Source organism: Micromonospora sp. NPDC049900, assembly GCF_044461025.1.
Taxonomy (GTDB): domain Bacteria; phylum Actinomycetota; class Actinomycetes; order Mycobacteriales; family Micromonosporaceae; genus Micromonospora.
This window is the reverse complement of record NZ_JBITKM010000007.1, coordinates 142300-157132: the sequence shown is the minus strand read 5'-3', so window position 1 is coordinate 157132 and position 14833 is coordinate 142300. Positions and strand designations below refer to the sequence as shown.

16 protein-coding genes, 1 pseudogene and 1 riboswitch are annotated in these 14833 nt (G+C 72.4%); of the genes and pseudogenes, 15 read left to right on the top strand and 2 right to left on the bottom strand.

Translation table 11 applies throughout. The features are described 5' to 3' along the window. Nucleotides 1-108 precede the first annotated feature (108 nt). From ACIBMZ_RS18030 to ACIBMZ_RS17970, 13 genes and pseudogenes are all read left to right on the top strand, one after another. A pseudogene (locus ACIBMZ_RS18030) lies at nucleotides 109-1323 on the top strand (acetyl/propionyl/methylcrotonyl-CoA carboxylase subunit alpha); the annotation flags it as partial. Further along, nucleotides 1320-2087, top strand: a complete 768-nt coding sequence (locus ACIBMZ_RS18025; RefSeq protein ID WP_396695085.1) for an SRPBCC family protein — start codon at nucleotides 1320-1322, stop codon at nucleotides 2085-2087. The pseudogene ACIBMZ_RS18030 and the gene ACIBMZ_RS18025, both read left to right, overlap by 4 nt. Further along, on the top strand, nucleotides 2080-2478 hold the full coding sequence (locus tag ACIBMZ_RS18020) for a cupin domain-containing protein (protein WP_396695083.1): 399 nt from the start codon (nucleotides 2080-2082) through the stop codon (nucleotides 2476-2478). The genes ACIBMZ_RS18025 and ACIBMZ_RS18020 overlap by 8 nt, the downstream gene beginning before the upstream one ends. Next, nucleotides 2475-3749 (top strand): beta-ketoacyl-[acyl-carrier-protein] synthase family protein, encoded by a 1275-nt coding sequence (locus tag ACIBMZ_RS18015; RefSeq protein ID WP_396695081.1) that lies wholly within the window; start codon nucleotides 2475-2477, stop codon nucleotides 3747-3749. Before ACIBMZ_RS18020 ends, ACIBMZ_RS18015 begins: the two co-directional genes overlap by 4 nt. Nucleotides 3750-3802: 53 nt before the next feature. Next, nucleotides 3803-5044 (top strand): beta-ketoacyl synthase N-terminal-like domain-containing protein, encoded by a 1242-nt coding sequence (locus ACIBMZ_RS18010; RefSeq protein ID WP_396695364.1) that lies wholly within the window; start codon nucleotides 3803-3805, stop codon nucleotides 5042-5044. Beyond that, nucleotides 5044-5388, top strand: coding sequence for an antibiotic biosynthesis monooxygenase family protein (locus ACIBMZ_RS18005; protein WP_396695079.1), 345 nt, complete (start codon nucleotides 5044-5046; stop codon nucleotides 5386-5388). The genes ACIBMZ_RS18010 and ACIBMZ_RS18005 overlap by 1 nt, the downstream gene beginning before the upstream one ends. A 229-nt stretch (nucleotides 5389-5617) precedes the next feature. Beyond that, nucleotides 5618-5800: a hypothetical protein gene (locus ACIBMZ_RS18000; protein ID WP_396695078.1), complete on the top strand. Its 183-nt coding sequence runs from the start codon at nucleotides 5618-5620 to the stop codon at nucleotides 5798-5800. Nucleotides 5801-6190: 390 nt separating this feature from the next. Continuing rightward, a complete protein-coding gene (locus ACIBMZ_RS17995) occupies nucleotides 6191-8656 on the top strand; it encodes a nitrate- and nitrite sensing domain-containing protein (protein WP_396695076.1) in 2466 nt (821 codons plus the stop codon). Beyond that, a complete protein-coding gene (locus ACIBMZ_RS17990) occupies nucleotides 8646-9071 on the top strand; it encodes a roadblock/LC7 domain-containing protein (RefSeq protein WP_131054135.1) in 426 nt (141 codons plus the stop codon). The genes ACIBMZ_RS17995 and ACIBMZ_RS17990 overlap by 11 nt, the downstream gene beginning before the upstream one ends. Further along, nucleotides 9068-9502: a DUF742 domain-containing protein gene (locus ACIBMZ_RS17985; RefSeq protein ID WP_396695073.1), complete on the top strand. Its 435-nt coding sequence runs from the start codon at nucleotides 9068-9070 to the stop codon at nucleotides 9500-9502. The genes ACIBMZ_RS17990 and ACIBMZ_RS17985 overlap by 4 nt, the downstream gene beginning before the upstream one ends. Further along, complete coding sequence (locus tag ACIBMZ_RS17980) at nucleotides 9486-10076, top strand: GTP-binding protein (protein WP_396695071.1); 591 nt, start codon at nucleotides 9486-9488, stop codon at nucleotides 10074-10076. Before ACIBMZ_RS17985 ends, ACIBMZ_RS17980 begins: the two co-directional genes overlap by 17 nt. Nucleotides 10077-10170: 94 nt before the next feature. Next, nucleotides 10171-11142 carry a glycine betaine ABC transporter substrate-binding protein gene (locus tag ACIBMZ_RS17975; protein ID WP_396695069.1) on the top strand — a complete coding sequence of 324 codons (972 nt, stop codon included), beginning with the start codon at nucleotides 10171-10173 and terminating at the stop codon, nucleotides 11140-11142. A gap of 451 nt (nucleotides 11143-11593) precedes the next feature. Then, nucleotides 11594-11851: an excalibur calcium-binding domain-containing protein gene (locus tag ACIBMZ_RS17970; protein WP_396695066.1), complete on the top strand. Its 258-nt coding sequence runs from the start codon at nucleotides 11594-11596 to the stop codon at nucleotides 11849-11851. A 183-nt stretch (nucleotides 11852-12034) separates the two neighbouring features. Here the strand turns inward: ACIBMZ_RS17970 and ACIBMZ_RS17965 are convergent, their stop codons facing one another. Beyond that, nucleotides 12035-12439: an MmcQ/YjbR family DNA-binding protein gene (locus ACIBMZ_RS17965; protein WP_396695064.1), complete on the bottom strand. Its 405-nt coding sequence runs from the start codon at nucleotides 12437-12439 to the stop codon at nucleotides 12035-12037. Nucleotides 12440-12537: 98 nt separating this feature from the next. Here ACIBMZ_RS17965 and ACIBMZ_RS17960 point away from each other — a divergent pair, with 98 nt between their 5' ends. Further along, complete coding sequence (locus ACIBMZ_RS17960) at nucleotides 12538-12798, top strand: hypothetical protein (protein WP_117228080.1); 261 nt, start codon at nucleotides 12538-12540, stop codon at nucleotides 12796-12798. Between the two features lie 122 nt (nucleotides 12799-12920). Further along, complete coding sequence (locus ACIBMZ_RS17955; protein ID WP_396695062.1) at nucleotides 12921-13172, top strand: hypothetical protein; 252 nt, start codon at nucleotides 12921-12923, stop codon at nucleotides 13170-13172. Between the two features lie 51 nt (nucleotides 13173-13223). On the opposite strand, the gene ACIBMZ_RS17950 is transcribed toward ACIBMZ_RS17955, so the two are convergent. Continuing rightward, the gene (locus tag ACIBMZ_RS17950; protein ID WP_396695060.1) at nucleotides 13224-14660 is read right to left on the bottom strand and encodes a glycine hydroxymethyltransferase; all 1437 of its coding nucleotides are present in this window, start codon (nucleotides 14658-14660) and stop codon (nucleotides 13224-13226) included. 18 nt (nucleotides 14661-14678) lie between these two features. Further along, nucleotides 14679-14768, bottom strand: a riboswitch (ZMP/ZTP riboswitch). Between the last annotated feature and the right edge of the window lie 65 nt (nucleotides 14769-14833).

The window sequence follows — 14833 nt, the reverse complement described above, 5'->3', positions numbered from 1 at the left end:
CCCGGGGGGGGGGGGGGGGCGGGGCCGGGGGGGGGGGCCCCCCCGGCGCCCCCCCCCGGGGGGGGGGGGGGGGGGGCCGCCGCGGCCGCCGGGGGGGCCCCCCCCCCCCCCCGCCGCAGCTACCTCAACGCCGCCGCCGTGGTCGAGGCGGCCCGCAAGGTCGGCGCGCAGGCGGTGCACCCCGGCTACGGCTTCCTCTCCGAGGACGCCGACTTCGCCGAGATCTGCGCGGACAACGGGCTCACCTTCGTCGGCCCGTCGCCGCAGGTGATGGCCGCGCTGGCGGACAAGTCGTCGGCCCGGGCGCTGATGCGTCGGGCCGGGCTGCCGCTGCCGCCGGGCGCCGTGCAACCGGTGCCGACGGCGGGCGAGGCCGCGCTGGTCGCCGCCGAGGTGGGCTACCCGGTGATCGTCAAGGCGGCGGCCGGCGGGGGCGGCCGGGGGATGACGGTGGTCCGCGCACCGGCCGACCTGCCCCGCGCGTACGCCCGGACCCGGGCCGCCGCGCAGGCCGCCTTCGGCGACGACCGGGTGTACGTCGAGCGGTACCTGACCGACGCGCGGCACGTGGAGGTGCAGGTGCTCTGCGACTCGCACGGCAACGGTGTGCACCTGGGCACCCGGGACTGCTCGGTGCAGCGCCGACACCAGAAGCTGGTCGAGGAGGCGCCCGCGCCGGCACTGGCCCCGGCGACCCTGGACGCGCTGGCCCGGACCGCCCTGCGCGGCGCGCTGGACGTCGGCTTCACCGGGGCCGGGACGGTGGAGTTCCTGGTGGACGCCGAGGAACACTTCCACTTCCTGGAGATCAACTGTCGGATCCAGGTGGAGCACCCGGTGACCGAGATGGTCACCGGCATCGACCTGGTGCACGAGCAGTTCCACATCGCGGCCGGTACGCCGCTGCGCCGGCGGCAGGAGGACGTCCGGTTCACCGGGGTCGCCGTCGAGTGTCGGGTCAACGTGGAGGACCCGGATCGCGGCTTCGTGCCCACCCCCGGCCGGCTGGAGCGTTTCGTGCCGCCCGGCGGCCCGTTCACCCGGGTCGACACCCACGGGCACGCCGGTTACCTGGTCGGCCCGCACTACGACTCGCTGCTGGCCAAGGTCGCCGTCTGGGCGCCCGACCGGGACCTGGCCCTGAGCCGGCTGGACCGGGCCCTGCGCGAGTTCGAGATCACCGGTCCGGGCGTGCGGACCACCATCCCCTTCGTCCGGCGGGTCCTCGACGACGCCGATTTCCGCAAGGGGCGCTACTCCACCGGCCTGGTCGACCGGATGACCGCCGGAACCACCCCCGCCCATCCGAGGAGGAACCGATGACCGTCACCGATGGCCGTTCGCTGACCGCGGAGATCACCCACATCCTGGTGACCAACTGCGGGCTGGACCCGGACGCGGCGGCCCGCGCCCCGGCCGCCTCCCTCGAGGAGCTGGGGATGGACTCGCTCGCGCTGCTCGAACTCTCCGCCGTGGTCGCCGACCGGTGGCGGGTGAGCATCCCGGAGCAGGCCGCCCAGCTCACCATCCCGGCCGTCGCCGAGCTGGTCGCCCGGCAGACCGACCCGCCCGCACCGGCCGCCGACCCGCCCGGACACACCGAGAACAGCATCGTCATCGCCGCGCCGCTGGAGCTGGTCTGGTCGGTCACCAACGACGTCGCCGGCTGGCCCGACCTGTTCACCGAGTACGCCAGGGCCGAGATCCTCGGCCGCGACGGCGACACCGTACGGTTCCGGCTCACCATGCACCCCGACGAGAACGGGGTGGCCTGGAGCTGGGTCAGCGAACGCACCCCCGACCCGGCGACCCGGCAGGTGCGGGCGCGTCGGGTGGAGACCGGACCGTTCGAGTACATGCGGATCCACTGGACCTACACCGAGGAGCCCGAGGGTGTCCGGATGACCTGGGTGCAGGACTTCGCGATGAAGCCGACCGCCCCGGTGGACAACGCCGGGATGACCGAACGGATCAACACCAACAGCGTGGTGCAGCTCGCCGTGATCAAGGACCGGATCGAGCGGCTGGCCCGGGATCGGGCCGCCACGGTGGCGACCGCGTCGACGAGCGGAGGCGACGATGAGTGACCTGGCACTGGTGGCGGCCCGGGACGTACCCGCCGACCGCCGTCGTGGAGGTGAGCTGCGCGTCCTGCTCGGACCGCGGACCGTCGGCAGCACCTCGGGGTTCATGGGCGTGGCCACCATGGGGCCGGGGGAACGGATCGCCGAGCACTACCACCCGTACAGCGAGGAGTTCCTCTACGTCGCCCGGGGCACGATCACCGTCGACCTGGACGACGAACCGGTGCTGCTGGCCGCCGGTGAGGCGCTGTTCGTGGCCCGCAACGTCCGGCACCGGCTGCGCAACACCGGCGACGAGCCGGCCGAGGTGGTGTTCCACCTCGGCCCGCTGGCCCCCCGCCCGGAACTGGGTCACGTCGACACCGAGGTGGCCGACGAGCGGAACGGGTCGTGACCGGGCGGCGTACGGTGGTGACCGGGGTCGGCGTGGTCGCTCCCGGCGGCGTCACCCGGGACCGGTTCTGGAAGGGCATCACCGAGGGGCGCACCGCGACCCGGCGGATCAGTTTCTTCGACCCGTCGCCGTTCCGCTCGCAGATCGCCGCCGAGTGCGACTTCGACCCGGACGCCGCCGGGCTGACCCCGGCGCAACGCCAGCGCGCCGACCGGTACGTGCAGTTCGCGCTCGCCTGCGCCGCCGAGGCGGTCGCCGACAGCGGGCTGGAGTTCACCGACGCCGAGCGGGACCGGACCGGGGTGGTGCTCGGCACCGCGGTCGGCGGCACCATGGCGCTGGAACAGGAGTACGTCACGGTCAGCGACAGCGGCCGGCGCTGGCTGGTCGACGCGGCGCTCGGCGGGCCGTACCTCTATCCGGCGCTGGTGCCCAGCAGCCTCGCCGCCGACGTGGCCTGCCACCACGGGCTGCACGGCCCGGCGCAGGTCGTCTCCACCGGCTGCACCTCCGGGATCGACGCCATCGGGTACGCCCACCAGCTCATCGCCGACGGCGAGGCGGACATCGTGCTGGCCGGCGCGGCCGACTCGCCGATCTCCCCGGTCACCGTGGCCTCCTTCGACGCGATCAAGGCAACCAGCCCGGACAACGACGACCCGGCGCACGCCTCCCGACCCTTCGACGCCGACCGGCACGGCTTCGTGCTCGCCGAGGGAGCGGCGGTGCTGGTGCTGGAGGAGGCCACCCACGCCCTGCGGCGTGGCGCGCACGTCTACTGCGAGGTGGCCGGCTACGCCAGCCGCAGCAACGGCTACCACATGACCGGGCTGCGTCCGGACGGGGTGGAGATGAGCCTGGCCATCACCGACGCGCTGCGGCAGGCACGGCTCGCGCCGGAGGACGTCTCGTACATCAGCGCGCACGGCTCCGGCACCCGGCAGAACGACCGGCACGAGACCGCCGCGTTCAAGCGGGCACTCGGGCCGGCCGCGTACCGGGTGCCGATCAGCTCGATCAAGTCGATGGTCGGGCACTCGCTCGGCGCGATCGGGTCGATCGAGATGGCGGCGTGCGCGCTGGCCATCGAGTTCGGGGTGGTGCCGCCGACCGCCAACTGGACCACCCGGGACCCGGAGTGCGACCTGGACTACGTGCCGAACGAGGCACGGGAGGTGCCGGTGGACGTGGCGCTCTCGGTGGGCAGCGGCTTCGGCGGCTTCCAGTCGGCCATGCTGTTCCGCCGCCTCGGCCGGGAGGTGACCCGGTGACCGCCCCCGCGTACGACGACACGGCGAGCGACCGGCGGCACGGCGACGGCACGGTGGCCCGCGCGGTGGTGACCGGCATCGGCGTGGTCGCGCCCAGCGGTGTGGGCGCCGACGCGCACTGGCGGACCGTGGTCGCCGGTCGGCGCCGCACCGGGCCGATCACCCTCTTCGACGCGAGCGGCTACCCGACCCGCCTCGGTGGGGAGGTGGCCGACTTCGACCCGGCCCGGTACGCCGACAACCGCGCCCTGGTGCAGACCGACCGTTGGACGCACCTCGGGTTCGCCGCCACCGGACTGGCGCTGGCCGACGCCGGCCTGCCCGAACAGGCCCCCGACCCGTACGCGTGGGCGGTCACGTTGGCCAGTTCCTCCGGCGGCAACCTGTTCGGCCAGCGGGAGCTGCAACGACTCTGGTCGTCACCGAGCCGCACCGTCGGGGCGTACCAGTCGATCGCCTGGTTCTACGCGGCCAGCGTCGGACAGCTCTCCATCCGGCACCAGGCCAAGGGCCAGTGCGGGGTGCTGGTCGCCGAGTCGGCCGGTGGCCTGGACAGCCTCGCGCACGCGGTCCGCACCATCCGGCGGGGCGCCTCGGTGGTGCTCTCCGGGGCGACCGAGTGCCCACTGAGTCCGTACGCGCTGGCCTGTCAGCTCCGGTCCGGCCTGCTCAGCGCGGAGACCGACCCGGAACGGGCCTACCGGCCGTTCGACGCCGCAGCCGGCGGCTACCTGCCGGCCGAGGGCGGGGCGGTCTTCGTGGTGGAGGAGCGGGGTCACGCCATGGCCCGGGGGGCGCGGATCTACGGTGAGGTGACCGGGTGGGGCGCCACCCACGACGCCGCGCACACCACCGCCGACTCCGCCGGTGACCCGCGGCAGTACGCCCGCGCCATGCGACTGGCCCTGGGCCGGGCCGGGGTCGAACCCTCCGAGGTGGACGTGGTGGTGCCCGACGCCCTCGGTGTGCCCCGCTACGACCGTGCCGAGGCCGAGGCGCTGCGGTCGGTCTTCGGCGGACTCGCCCCGCCGGTGACCACCCACAAGTCGCTGACCGGGCGGGCGCACCAGGGCGGTTCGGCGCTGGACGTGGCCACCGCGCTGCTCGCCTTCGCGCACGACACGCTGCCCGCGTCGGCCGGCCCGGACACCGTGGCCCCCGGCTGCGAACTGGGCTTCCTGCGGGCGGCCCGACGTCCGCGCAGTCGGTTGGCGCTGGTCTGCGCCCGAGGGTTCGACGGATTCAACAGCGCGCTGGTGCTGCGCGGCGCGCCACCGAGCGGAACGGAGCAGTGATGACGGCGATCGAGCACGGAGACGGGTCGGGCCCGCACCGGGGCCGGGTGGTGTTCCTGGTCCGGGTGCCCGCCGACCGCACCGACGACTTCCTGCGGGCGTACGACGCGGTGCGCCACCTGGTCGCCGACGGGGTGCCGGGGCATCTGGTCGACCAGGTGTGCCGGTCGGCGACCGACCCGGAGCAGTGGCTGATCACCAGCGAGTGGGCCAGCCTGGCCGACTTCGAGGTGTGGGAGCGCAGCGCCGAGCACCGGGACCTGGTCAGACCGATGCGGGAGTGCTTCACCGACGCCCGCTCGCTGCGATTCCAGGTGTACGCCCAGACCCCGGTCCCGGTCTGACCGACCCCACCACATCGCACGTTCGGTCACCTCTTGTGTACCGGGAGTCGACACACGGATCCGATCCTGCCCGCCGGAGGGGGCCTCGACAATCCCGCCACCCGTCCTTTCTCCTTGAGCCATTTGCATCTGGCAATGCTCGTTCCGCCTGCCGTAGGGTTCCCGCAGCGCCCCGGGGCGCGCGACACGCGGGCTGCCGCCCGCGTCGACACAGGACGGTGGCGATCACATGACGGGCCCGCTGTACCTCCCGACCGAGTCGAGCCGGCAGGTGCCCGCCGACCTGTTCGGGCCTGCCGTCGACGAGCGCCGTCCGGAGCGGGGCCGACGTGGCCCGGGTGAGGTCGCGGGCGCGGAGCCGACCGCGCGGCACACCGGCCCGACCGTGGGAGCCGTTCCGGGCACCGAGTGAGGCGCGGCCGGTGGGCCGTCCACAAGGGCCCACCGGACGTGCGCGTGCCGCCGCCGTGGGAGTGCTGCACCGCCTCCGGTCGGGCTGACGAATCGGTCCACCGGGTACCCCGCCGGGTCGGCGAGGGTGGTTCCTCCGATGCCGACGATCCGGGAATCGTTCGGTCTCCGCACCCTGCACAATGCCCGTATCCGGGGTCGGTCGTTCAGTCCGCCGACGCTGCCCGAAAGGGCAGAACCCAAGCTCTCCGGCCGTGACGATTCCGCCTGAGGGTTGTGGGCGGCCGGGTATGCCGGGATATTGCTGTGATCAATCCCCCTGATGCCTCACACCGGCCTGCGTGTCCTGGTCGGTGATTGGAGACCGCGTGTCCACACAGGTTCCCGACCGATGCGCTCTGCCGGCGTTCGTCCACGGCCCGGCCCGGGCGGCGCGGAGTCTGTGGTGACAGGCGGCGGCAGTATCCGCAGCCGACTCGCCGCCATCATCGCGTTGCCGGTGGCGGCCGTGTTGCTCCTGCTCGGCTACGTGACGTTCGTCGAGGTCTCCTCCTACCAGGCGGTCCGTCAGGCCAGCGAGTCGGTGTCGCTCGCCCTCCAGGTGCAGGACCTGACCCAGGAGCTCCAGGTCGAACGTGGCATCAGCGCCGCGTTGCTCGGTGGCAACGAGGGCTTCCGCAACGAGATCGCCCCGGCCCGCGAGCGGGTGGACGAGCGCCGCCGCGCGGTCGAGTCGGCGATCTCCGACGGCGGGCCGGTGGCCGACCGGGTCGGCGCCGCGCTGCGCGAACTCGACGGGCTCGACGTGGTCCGTTCCGCCACCGACAGCGGCAGCGCCGGCCGGGCCGCGACGTTCGACTTCTTCACCGAGCGCATCGCCGCGCTGAACCGCCTCGACTACGACCTGGACCAGGCCGAGGACCCGCAGTTGCAACGGCACGTGGCGACCCTCACCGCGTTGAGCCGGATCAAGGAGAGCACCGCCCAGCAGCGCGCCTTCCTCAACGGGGTCTTCTCCGCCGGTGGTTTCGCCGACGGCGAGTTCCTCCAGTTCGCCGAGATGCGCGCGGCCCGCGACACGGCGCTGGCCGACTTCGAGGAGCGGGCCACCCCGGGCCAGCGGGCCGCCAACGACTGGGTGCTGGACACCGGCGCCGCCCGGGTGGCCGGCTTCTTCGAGCAGGTCGCGCTCGACTCCGCCGACGGCCGCCGGGTGCAGGTCAACCCGCAGGCCTGGTGGTCGGCCCTGACCACCGTGCTGGACGGCATGCGCCACATGCAGGAGTACGTCGGCGCGGAGATCGAGGCGCGGGCCGCGGAACGGCAGGGCGAGTCGACCCGGCGTCTGTTCGTGCTCGGCGCGCTGGTGGCGTTCTTCCTCGCCGGTGCGGTGGGTCTGCTGGTGCTGGCCTCCCGGTCGATCACCCGGCCGCTGGCCATGCTGGCCGCCGAGGCACGTGACCTGGCGGCCAACCGGCTGCCCGTCGCCGTGCGCCAGCTCCAGGACGGCAGCGAGGAGAACGAGCCCCGGGCCCCGGAACCGGTCCAGGTGCCGGCCCGATCCAGCACCGAGGTCCGCTCGGTGGCCGGCGCCCTCGACCAGGTCCAGGAGGTGGCCTTCCGCCTCGCCACCGAGCAGGCGGTGCTGCGGCGCAGCACCACCGAGTCGCTGGCCAACCTGGGCCGACGCAACCAGAACCTGCTCCGCCGTCAGCTCAGCTTCATCACCAAGCTCGAACGGGAGGAGACCGACCCGGCCGGGCTGGCCAACCTCTTCGAGTTGGACCACCTGGCCACCCGCATGCGCCGGAACGCGGAGAGCCTGCTGGTCCTGGTGGGAGCCGGCGGGCCGCGCCAGTGGACCCGGCCACTCGCCATCGCCGACGTGATCCGGGCCGCGATCTCCGAGGTCGAGGAGTACCGGCGGGTGCAGCTCCGCCGCATCGACGACGCCTGGGTGGTCGGCGCCAACGTCAGCGCGGTGGCTCACATGCTGGCCGAACTGGTCGAGAACGGACTGACCTTCTCCCCGCCCGACTCCGACGTGGAGATCCAGGGTCGGCGCAGCGCGGACGGATACCTCGTGGCCATCACCGACCAGGGCATCGGCATGTCGCCGGAGGACCTGGCCGAGGCCAACGCCCGGTTGCGCGGTGAGGTCGACTACGTCTCGGCCCCGACCCGCTACCTCGGCCACCACGTGGTCGGTCAGCTCGCCCGGGACCTCGGCATCGACGTGCAACTCGCGCCCTCCCCGGTGACCGGCGTGACGGCCCGGGTGCTGCTGCCCGCCACCGTGCTGACCAACCGGAACGCGATCGCCCCGGACGACACGGCGGACGCGGTCGGCACCACACAGGCGACCATCACGGTCGCCGCCACCACCACCCGGGTGACGGCGGAACCGGCCCGGCAGCCCGTCCTGCCGTCGGTGCCCGCCGCCCGTCCGACGCCGGCCGTCGGCATCGCCGGGGTGGGGCCGCGGGCCGCCATCGACGCGCCGCCCGCCGGCCACGTCGCGCCCGCCGAGCCGCGCGGGCACGACCGGCCGGTCGCCGGTCGGCCACCCACCATCGCCGGTGAGGTGTCCGCCGTCGGCCCGGTGGAGGAGCGCACCACCAACGGACTGCGCAAACGGCTGCCCCGTGAGCGGCGCGCCAGCGCACCCGCGCCGACCGCCGGTCCGGTCGCGGGCACGCCGCGTCCGGCCGCGATGGACGACTCGCCGATGGAGATCCGGAACCGGTTGACCGCGCTGCGGGCCGGCACGCTCCGTGGCCAGGTCGACCGGCCGGCACCACCGACCCGGTCCAGCGACGACACCACGACCGAGCCTTGGGGGGCCCGTGAAGGTTGACATCCAGAGCGATCCACACCAGTTGAACTGGTTGCTGGCGAACTTCGTCCGGCAGACGGACGGGGTACGCGACGCGGTCGCCGTCTCGTCCGACGGGTTGCTCATCGCCGTCTCCACCGGACTCAACCGGGGTGCCGGCGACCAGCTCGCCGCGATCGTGTCCAGCATGGCCAGCCTGGCCCGGACCGCCTCCCGCAAGTACGACTTCGACGGGCTGAAGCTCATCATGATCGAGATGAGGCGCGGCTTCCTGCTGGTCTCGGCGATCAGCGACGGCAGTTGCCTGGGCGTGCTCGCCGACGGGGACTGCGACCTGGGCCTGGTCGGCTACGAGATCTCGCTGCTCGCCGACCGGTTCGGCACCATGCTGACACCCGCGTTGATCTCCGAGTCGAGACGGGTGTTGCCCCGGTGAGCGGTGCCGGACCGCGGCTGCCCGACCCGCGGATGATCCCGTACTGGACCGCGGCCCCGGCGTCGGACGGCCCGGCTCCCGAGCCGCCGCCGGCCGCGCCCGAGCCGTCCGACGCGGAGGCGGTACGTCCGTTCCTGCTCACCGGCGGACGTACCCGCCCGGTCCAGGACGGGCTGCGGGTGGAGACGTTGCTCTCCGCCCAACCGGCGGCGCTCTCCGCGCCGCTGCGTTTCGAGGCCCGCCGGATCGTCGAGCTGTGCCAGCGGCCGATCACCGTGGCAGACCTGGCGGTCGCGCTGCGGGTGCCGCTCGGTGTCGCCCGGGTGCTGGTGGCAGACCTGCTCAGCGAGGGCTACCTGCGCCGTGAGGAACAGGGCGAGCTCTCCGTCGCCATGATCGAGAGGATCAGGGACCGTGTCCGCGCTCTCTAGCCAGCCGCCCACACCCACCGCCGTCAAGATCGTGGTGAGCGGGGGGTTCGGCGTCGGCAAGACCACCTTCGTCGGCGCGGTGTCGGAGATCGAGCCGCTCGTCACCGAGGCCGACCTGACCGAGGTCTCGGTGGGGGTCGACGACACCTCGGTGGTGTCCGGCAAGACCACCACCACCGTGGCCCTGGACTTCGGCCGGATCAGTCTCGACGAGTCCCTGCTGATGTACCTGTTCGGCACGCCCGGACAGGACCGGTTCGCCTTCCTCTGGGACGACCTGGTGGACGGCGCGCTGGGCGCGGTCGTGCTGATCGACACCCGGCGGATCGAGGACTGCTTCCCGGCCATCGACTACTTCGAGGACCATCACATCCCGTTCCTGCTGGCCGTCAACACGTTCGAGGCCACCCGCCGCTTCGCGCTGGCCGAGGTGCGCGAGGCCCTCGGCGTCGCCGACGACGTGGTGCTGGTCGAGTGCGACGCGCGCCAGCGGGAGTCGGTCAAGCAGGTCCTCGTCGCGCTCACCGAGGTGGTGCTGGCGCAACGCCTCGCGCGGACCGGCGCCGGTCGCTGACCAGCGGACGTTCAGCACCCCTCCGGCCCAGCGGACGGCCGCACCCCTCCGGCCCCGTGGCCGGGCGCAACGACGACGAGGAGAAGAGGCAGCGATGCAGAGATCAGGGTGGACCAGGGCGGCGTCCCTCGCCTGCGTGGCCGCACTGGCACTGACCGGCTGCGCGGCCGACATCCAGCCCCGGGTCGCGCCGCCGGGGCCGCCGGAGCGGACGGAGTGCGGCACGCTGACGCTGGCCAACCTGCCGTGGATCGGCTACGAGGCGAACCTCGCGGTGATCGGCTACCTGGCCAAGAACCGGCTCAACTGCACCGTGGAGGTCAAGGACCTCACCGCGGAGGAGGCGTGGGAGGAGGTCGCCGCCGGCACCACCGACGTCATCCTGGAGAACTGGGGCCGCGAGAGCCTGAAGAAGAAGTACATCGACGAGGAACGCAAGGCCGTCGAGCACGGCATGACCGGCAACCGGGGCGTCGTCGGCTGGTACGTCACGCCGTGGCTGGTCGAGCAGCACCCCACCATCACCAACTGGCGGAACCTCAACGACTACGCGTACCTGTTCCGCACGCCGACCTCCGGTGGCCGGGGTGTCCTGCTCAACGGCGACCCCTCGTACGAGACCAACGACCGGGCGTTGATCCGCAACCTGAAGCTGAACTACACGGTCACCACCGTGGGCAGCGAGGACAAGCTCATCGAGGCGTTCCGGGAGGCGGAGCGCAACCGGCGGCCGGCGATCGGCTACTTCTACGCGCCACAGTGGTTCCTCGCCGAGGTGGACCTGGTACACGTCAAACTGCCGCCCTACACGCCGGGCTGCGACGTGGACCCGGAGAAGGTGGCCTGCGACTACCAGCCCTACGACCTCGACAAGATCGCCAACCGGGAGTTCGCCGAGTCCGGCAACCCGGCCGCCGAACTGGTCAAGAACTTCCAGTGGACCAACGCCCACCAGAACGAGGTGGCGCGCTACCTCACGGTCGACGAGCTGTCCCACGACGAGGCGGCGAAGAAGTGGCTCGACGCCAACCCGGACGTCTGGCAGGACTGGCTGCCCGCCGACTGACTCGGTGACCCGGCGCGTCCCCGAACGACGGCCGGACGGAACACGGTGGTGTGGCCCGCTACCGGGCCACACCGCCGACGACGAGACCTACCCCCCGGTCGGCCACCCATGCTGCCGCCTCCACCACGATTTCCCGCTCGATCCAGGATCGAGTGGTATCCGAGCGCGGCGACGACCACTCGATCCCGGATCGAGCGCGATCTTGCGATGAGCGGGTCGTCTCCCGCGGCCGTCGGGGCACCTGTGCCCGTGACCAGCTCAGTGTCATCCGTGCTGTCAGATCTTGGGTGGCGTTGCGTCGAAGGTGCTGCCTGGATGGTGAGGGAAGAATCGCCGTAAGCCCTGCCGGACGAGTCGGGTGGAGGGCGCTATGCCGAATCATGTGGCGGTAGCGTGCCTTCTCCACCCACTATCCGATATGGAGGATGGATTGGTTCCCAGACTGGTCCGGATGGCACTCGTCCTCACCTTGGCGCTGGCCGGGGGCGCAGTGGCCGTGGTGTCGCCCGCGCAGGCTGCCCCCACGAAGTTCAAGAACTGCACCGCACTGAACAAGAAGTACCGGCATGGCGTCGGCAAGAAGGGCGCACGGGACAAGGTGCGCGGCAGGACGAAGCCGGTCACGAACTTCAAGGTTTCGACGGCGATCTACAACGCGAACACGAAACTCGACCGGGACAAGGACGGCGTTGCCTGCGAGAAGCGATAACTGCTTGCCGCCGCTCGGGACACTCCAGGCTCACCACCCGTGATGCCGGTCTGTCACGTTGCCGATCATGGAGTTGTGGCCTTCGCGATAGCCGTGAAGGGGGCATTCCGCCAACCACAACTCCATGATCGGCGAGGCGGGTGGGGGTGGCAGGCGGGTGGGCGCGGTCCGGGTGGTGTGGCGTCAGGCTCCGGGTGGCGCCGTCGCGGTGCGGTGGGCGGTGGCGAGCCGCTTCGGCGCGCGCGCGAACCACGCCTCCGTGACGATCTCGGTCAGCTCGGCCTCGTCGATCCGGTCCAACCGCACCAGCACCGCCGGGTAGCCGTCGAGGTGCGGCGTGGTGAGGTAGACGGCCGGGTCGTCGGCGAGCAGCGCCTCCTTGACGCCCAGGTCGGCGACGCGTACGCCGAGGATCGGGCCGTCCGGCGCGGCCGGGCCGAGCGCGTCGAGGTCGGAGCGGCGCAGCGGGCGCTCCCACACGAAGGACTTGTCCCGGACGGTCCAGGCGGGCAACCCGTCGTAGGAGGGGCGTTCGCCGGTCTCCGGCAGGCTCAACGCGATCCGGCGTACGTCATCCCAACTGGCCACCGTCCGACCATACGCCCCGGCGCGACGGCGACACACCGCGTTCGTCGGAAAGCGAACGGTGACCTTAGCCGTACCGTGCTCCTGCGTGGACGGTCATAATGGGCGGCATGGTTGCCTGGGAGTATGCCCTGCTGGTTCGCCGTTACCAGGGACAGGGCCGCAATTTCCACGTCTCGTTCGTCTGGTACGGCCCGGACGGATCCCGGAAGGACATCACCGCGTACGGCGACACCGCCGTGGCGCACCTCAACCGGTACGGCCGGGAAGGTTGGGAACTGGTCACCGCCGCCGAGGACGTCAACAACGTCCAGGGCAGCACCGAGGTGCACCGATATCACCTCAAGCGTCCCCTGAACTGAGTTCACCCCATCGTCGGTCGACCATCGCCCGGGAACGCGTTGACGGCGCGTCCCGGGCGTCGTCACGCTTGTCGACAGATGTCGATGCGTGCGCGTCGACCGGTCTGTTGCAGGGGGTATTCATGCGCAAACGCAGGATGCTGGCGCCGGTGGCGGCGCTCGCCACGATCGGCGCCGCTCTGGTGGTCGGGGCGGCACCGGCCCAGGCGGATCCGCCCGGCGGGACGCTGCGCGGGGTCTACTACAGCTACGACTTCTGCCGCTCGTACGGCTTCACCGGCGCCGCCGAGGGCCGATGGGACTGGTGGTACTGCGAGCAGAGCTACGCCCCGCAGAGCGCCCAGTGGTTCCTCTGGACGTTCGACTACTCCTGATCCCCGTACGGTGCGCGCCGAGCCGGACACCGGCCCGGCGCGCGTCCGTCGTCAGCCGAGGTCGACGTTCGGGTACAGCGGGAATCCGGCGAGCAGTTCGCCGGCCTGCCGGCTGACCTTGTCCGCCAGCGCGGGATCCAGCACGTACTTGGCCTTGGAGGCGGTGCCGTCCGCGTTCGCCCCGGCGCTGGTCTGGCTGAGCACCGTGTGGATCAGCTCGGCGGTGCCGTCCATCTCTGCCGTGCCCAGCCCACGGGTGGTCAGGGCGGGCGTACCGATCCGGATGCCGGAGGTGTACCAGGCGCCGTTGCGGTCCTGCGGCACCGCGTTGCGGTTGGTCACGATGCCCGAGTCCAGCAGCGCCTGCTCGGCCTGCCGACCGGTCAGCCCGTACCCGGTGACGTCGATGAGCACCAGGTGGTTGTCGGTGCCGCCGGTGACCAGCGTGGCGCCCCGGCGCAGCAGCCCGTCGGCCAGCGCCTGGGCGTTGTCGACGATCCGCTGGGCGTAGTCGGCGAAGTCGGGACGGCGCGCCTCGGCCAGCGCGACCGCCTTGGCGGCCATCACGTGCGGCAGCGGCCCGCCGAGCACCATCGGGCAGCCCCGGTCCACCTGGTCGGCCAGCTCCGGGCCGCAGAGCACCATGCCGCCGCGCGGGCCGCGCAGCGACTTGTGCGTGGTGGTGGTGACGATGTGCGCGTGCGGCACCGGGTCGAAGTCGCCGGTGAACACCTTGCCGGCGACCAGACCGGCGAAGTGGGCCATGTCCACCATGAAGGTGGCGCCGACCGAGTCGGCGATCTCCCGCATGATCCGGAAGTTCACCTTGCGCGGGTACGCCGAGTAGCCGGCGACGAGCACCAGCGGCCGGAACTCGCGGGCCGCCTCGGCGACCCTGTCGTAGTCGATCAGGCCGGTGGCCGGGTCGGTGCCGTAGCTGCGCTGGTCGAACATCTTGCCGGAGATGTTGGGCCGGAAGCCGTGGGTGAGGTGACCGCCCGCGTCCAGCGACATGCCGAGCATCCGCTGGTCGCCCAGCTCCCGGCGGAGCGCGAACCAGTCCTGCTCGGTGAGGTCGTTGACGTGCCGGGCCTGGGCCCGCGCCAACGCGGGGGACTCCACCCGGTCGGCCAGGATCGCCCAGAACGCCACCAGGTTCGCGTCGATGCCCGAGTGCGGCTGCACGTACGCGTGCGTCGCCCCGAACAGCTCCCGGGCGTGCTCGGCGGCGAGGGCCTCGACCGTGTCGACGTTCTGGCAGCCGGCGTAGAACCGACGCCCGACCGTGCCCTCGGCGTACTTGTCGCTGAACCAGTTGCCCATCGCCAGCAGGGTGGCCGGCGAGGCGTAGTTCTCGCTGGCGATCAGCTTGAGCGACTCGCGCTGGTCGGCCAGCTCCGCGCCGATGGCGTCGGCCACCCGGGGCTCGACGGCGCGGATGACCTCCAGCGCGCTGCGGAAGGCGGCGGATTCGGCGTTCGGCGGCATGCGACCTCCAGGTGACGTGCGGAAGGCCCAGGCGCTCGGCGTGCGTCCTCATGACGGGGCCGCTTCCCGATGGTGCTCCATCTCGACGCGCCAGTCACGGCCCCCGCCGATCCTAGCGGGTGGGCTGTCCGGCCTCGCGCACACCGGGTCGGACCCGCCCCGACCGGCCCGCG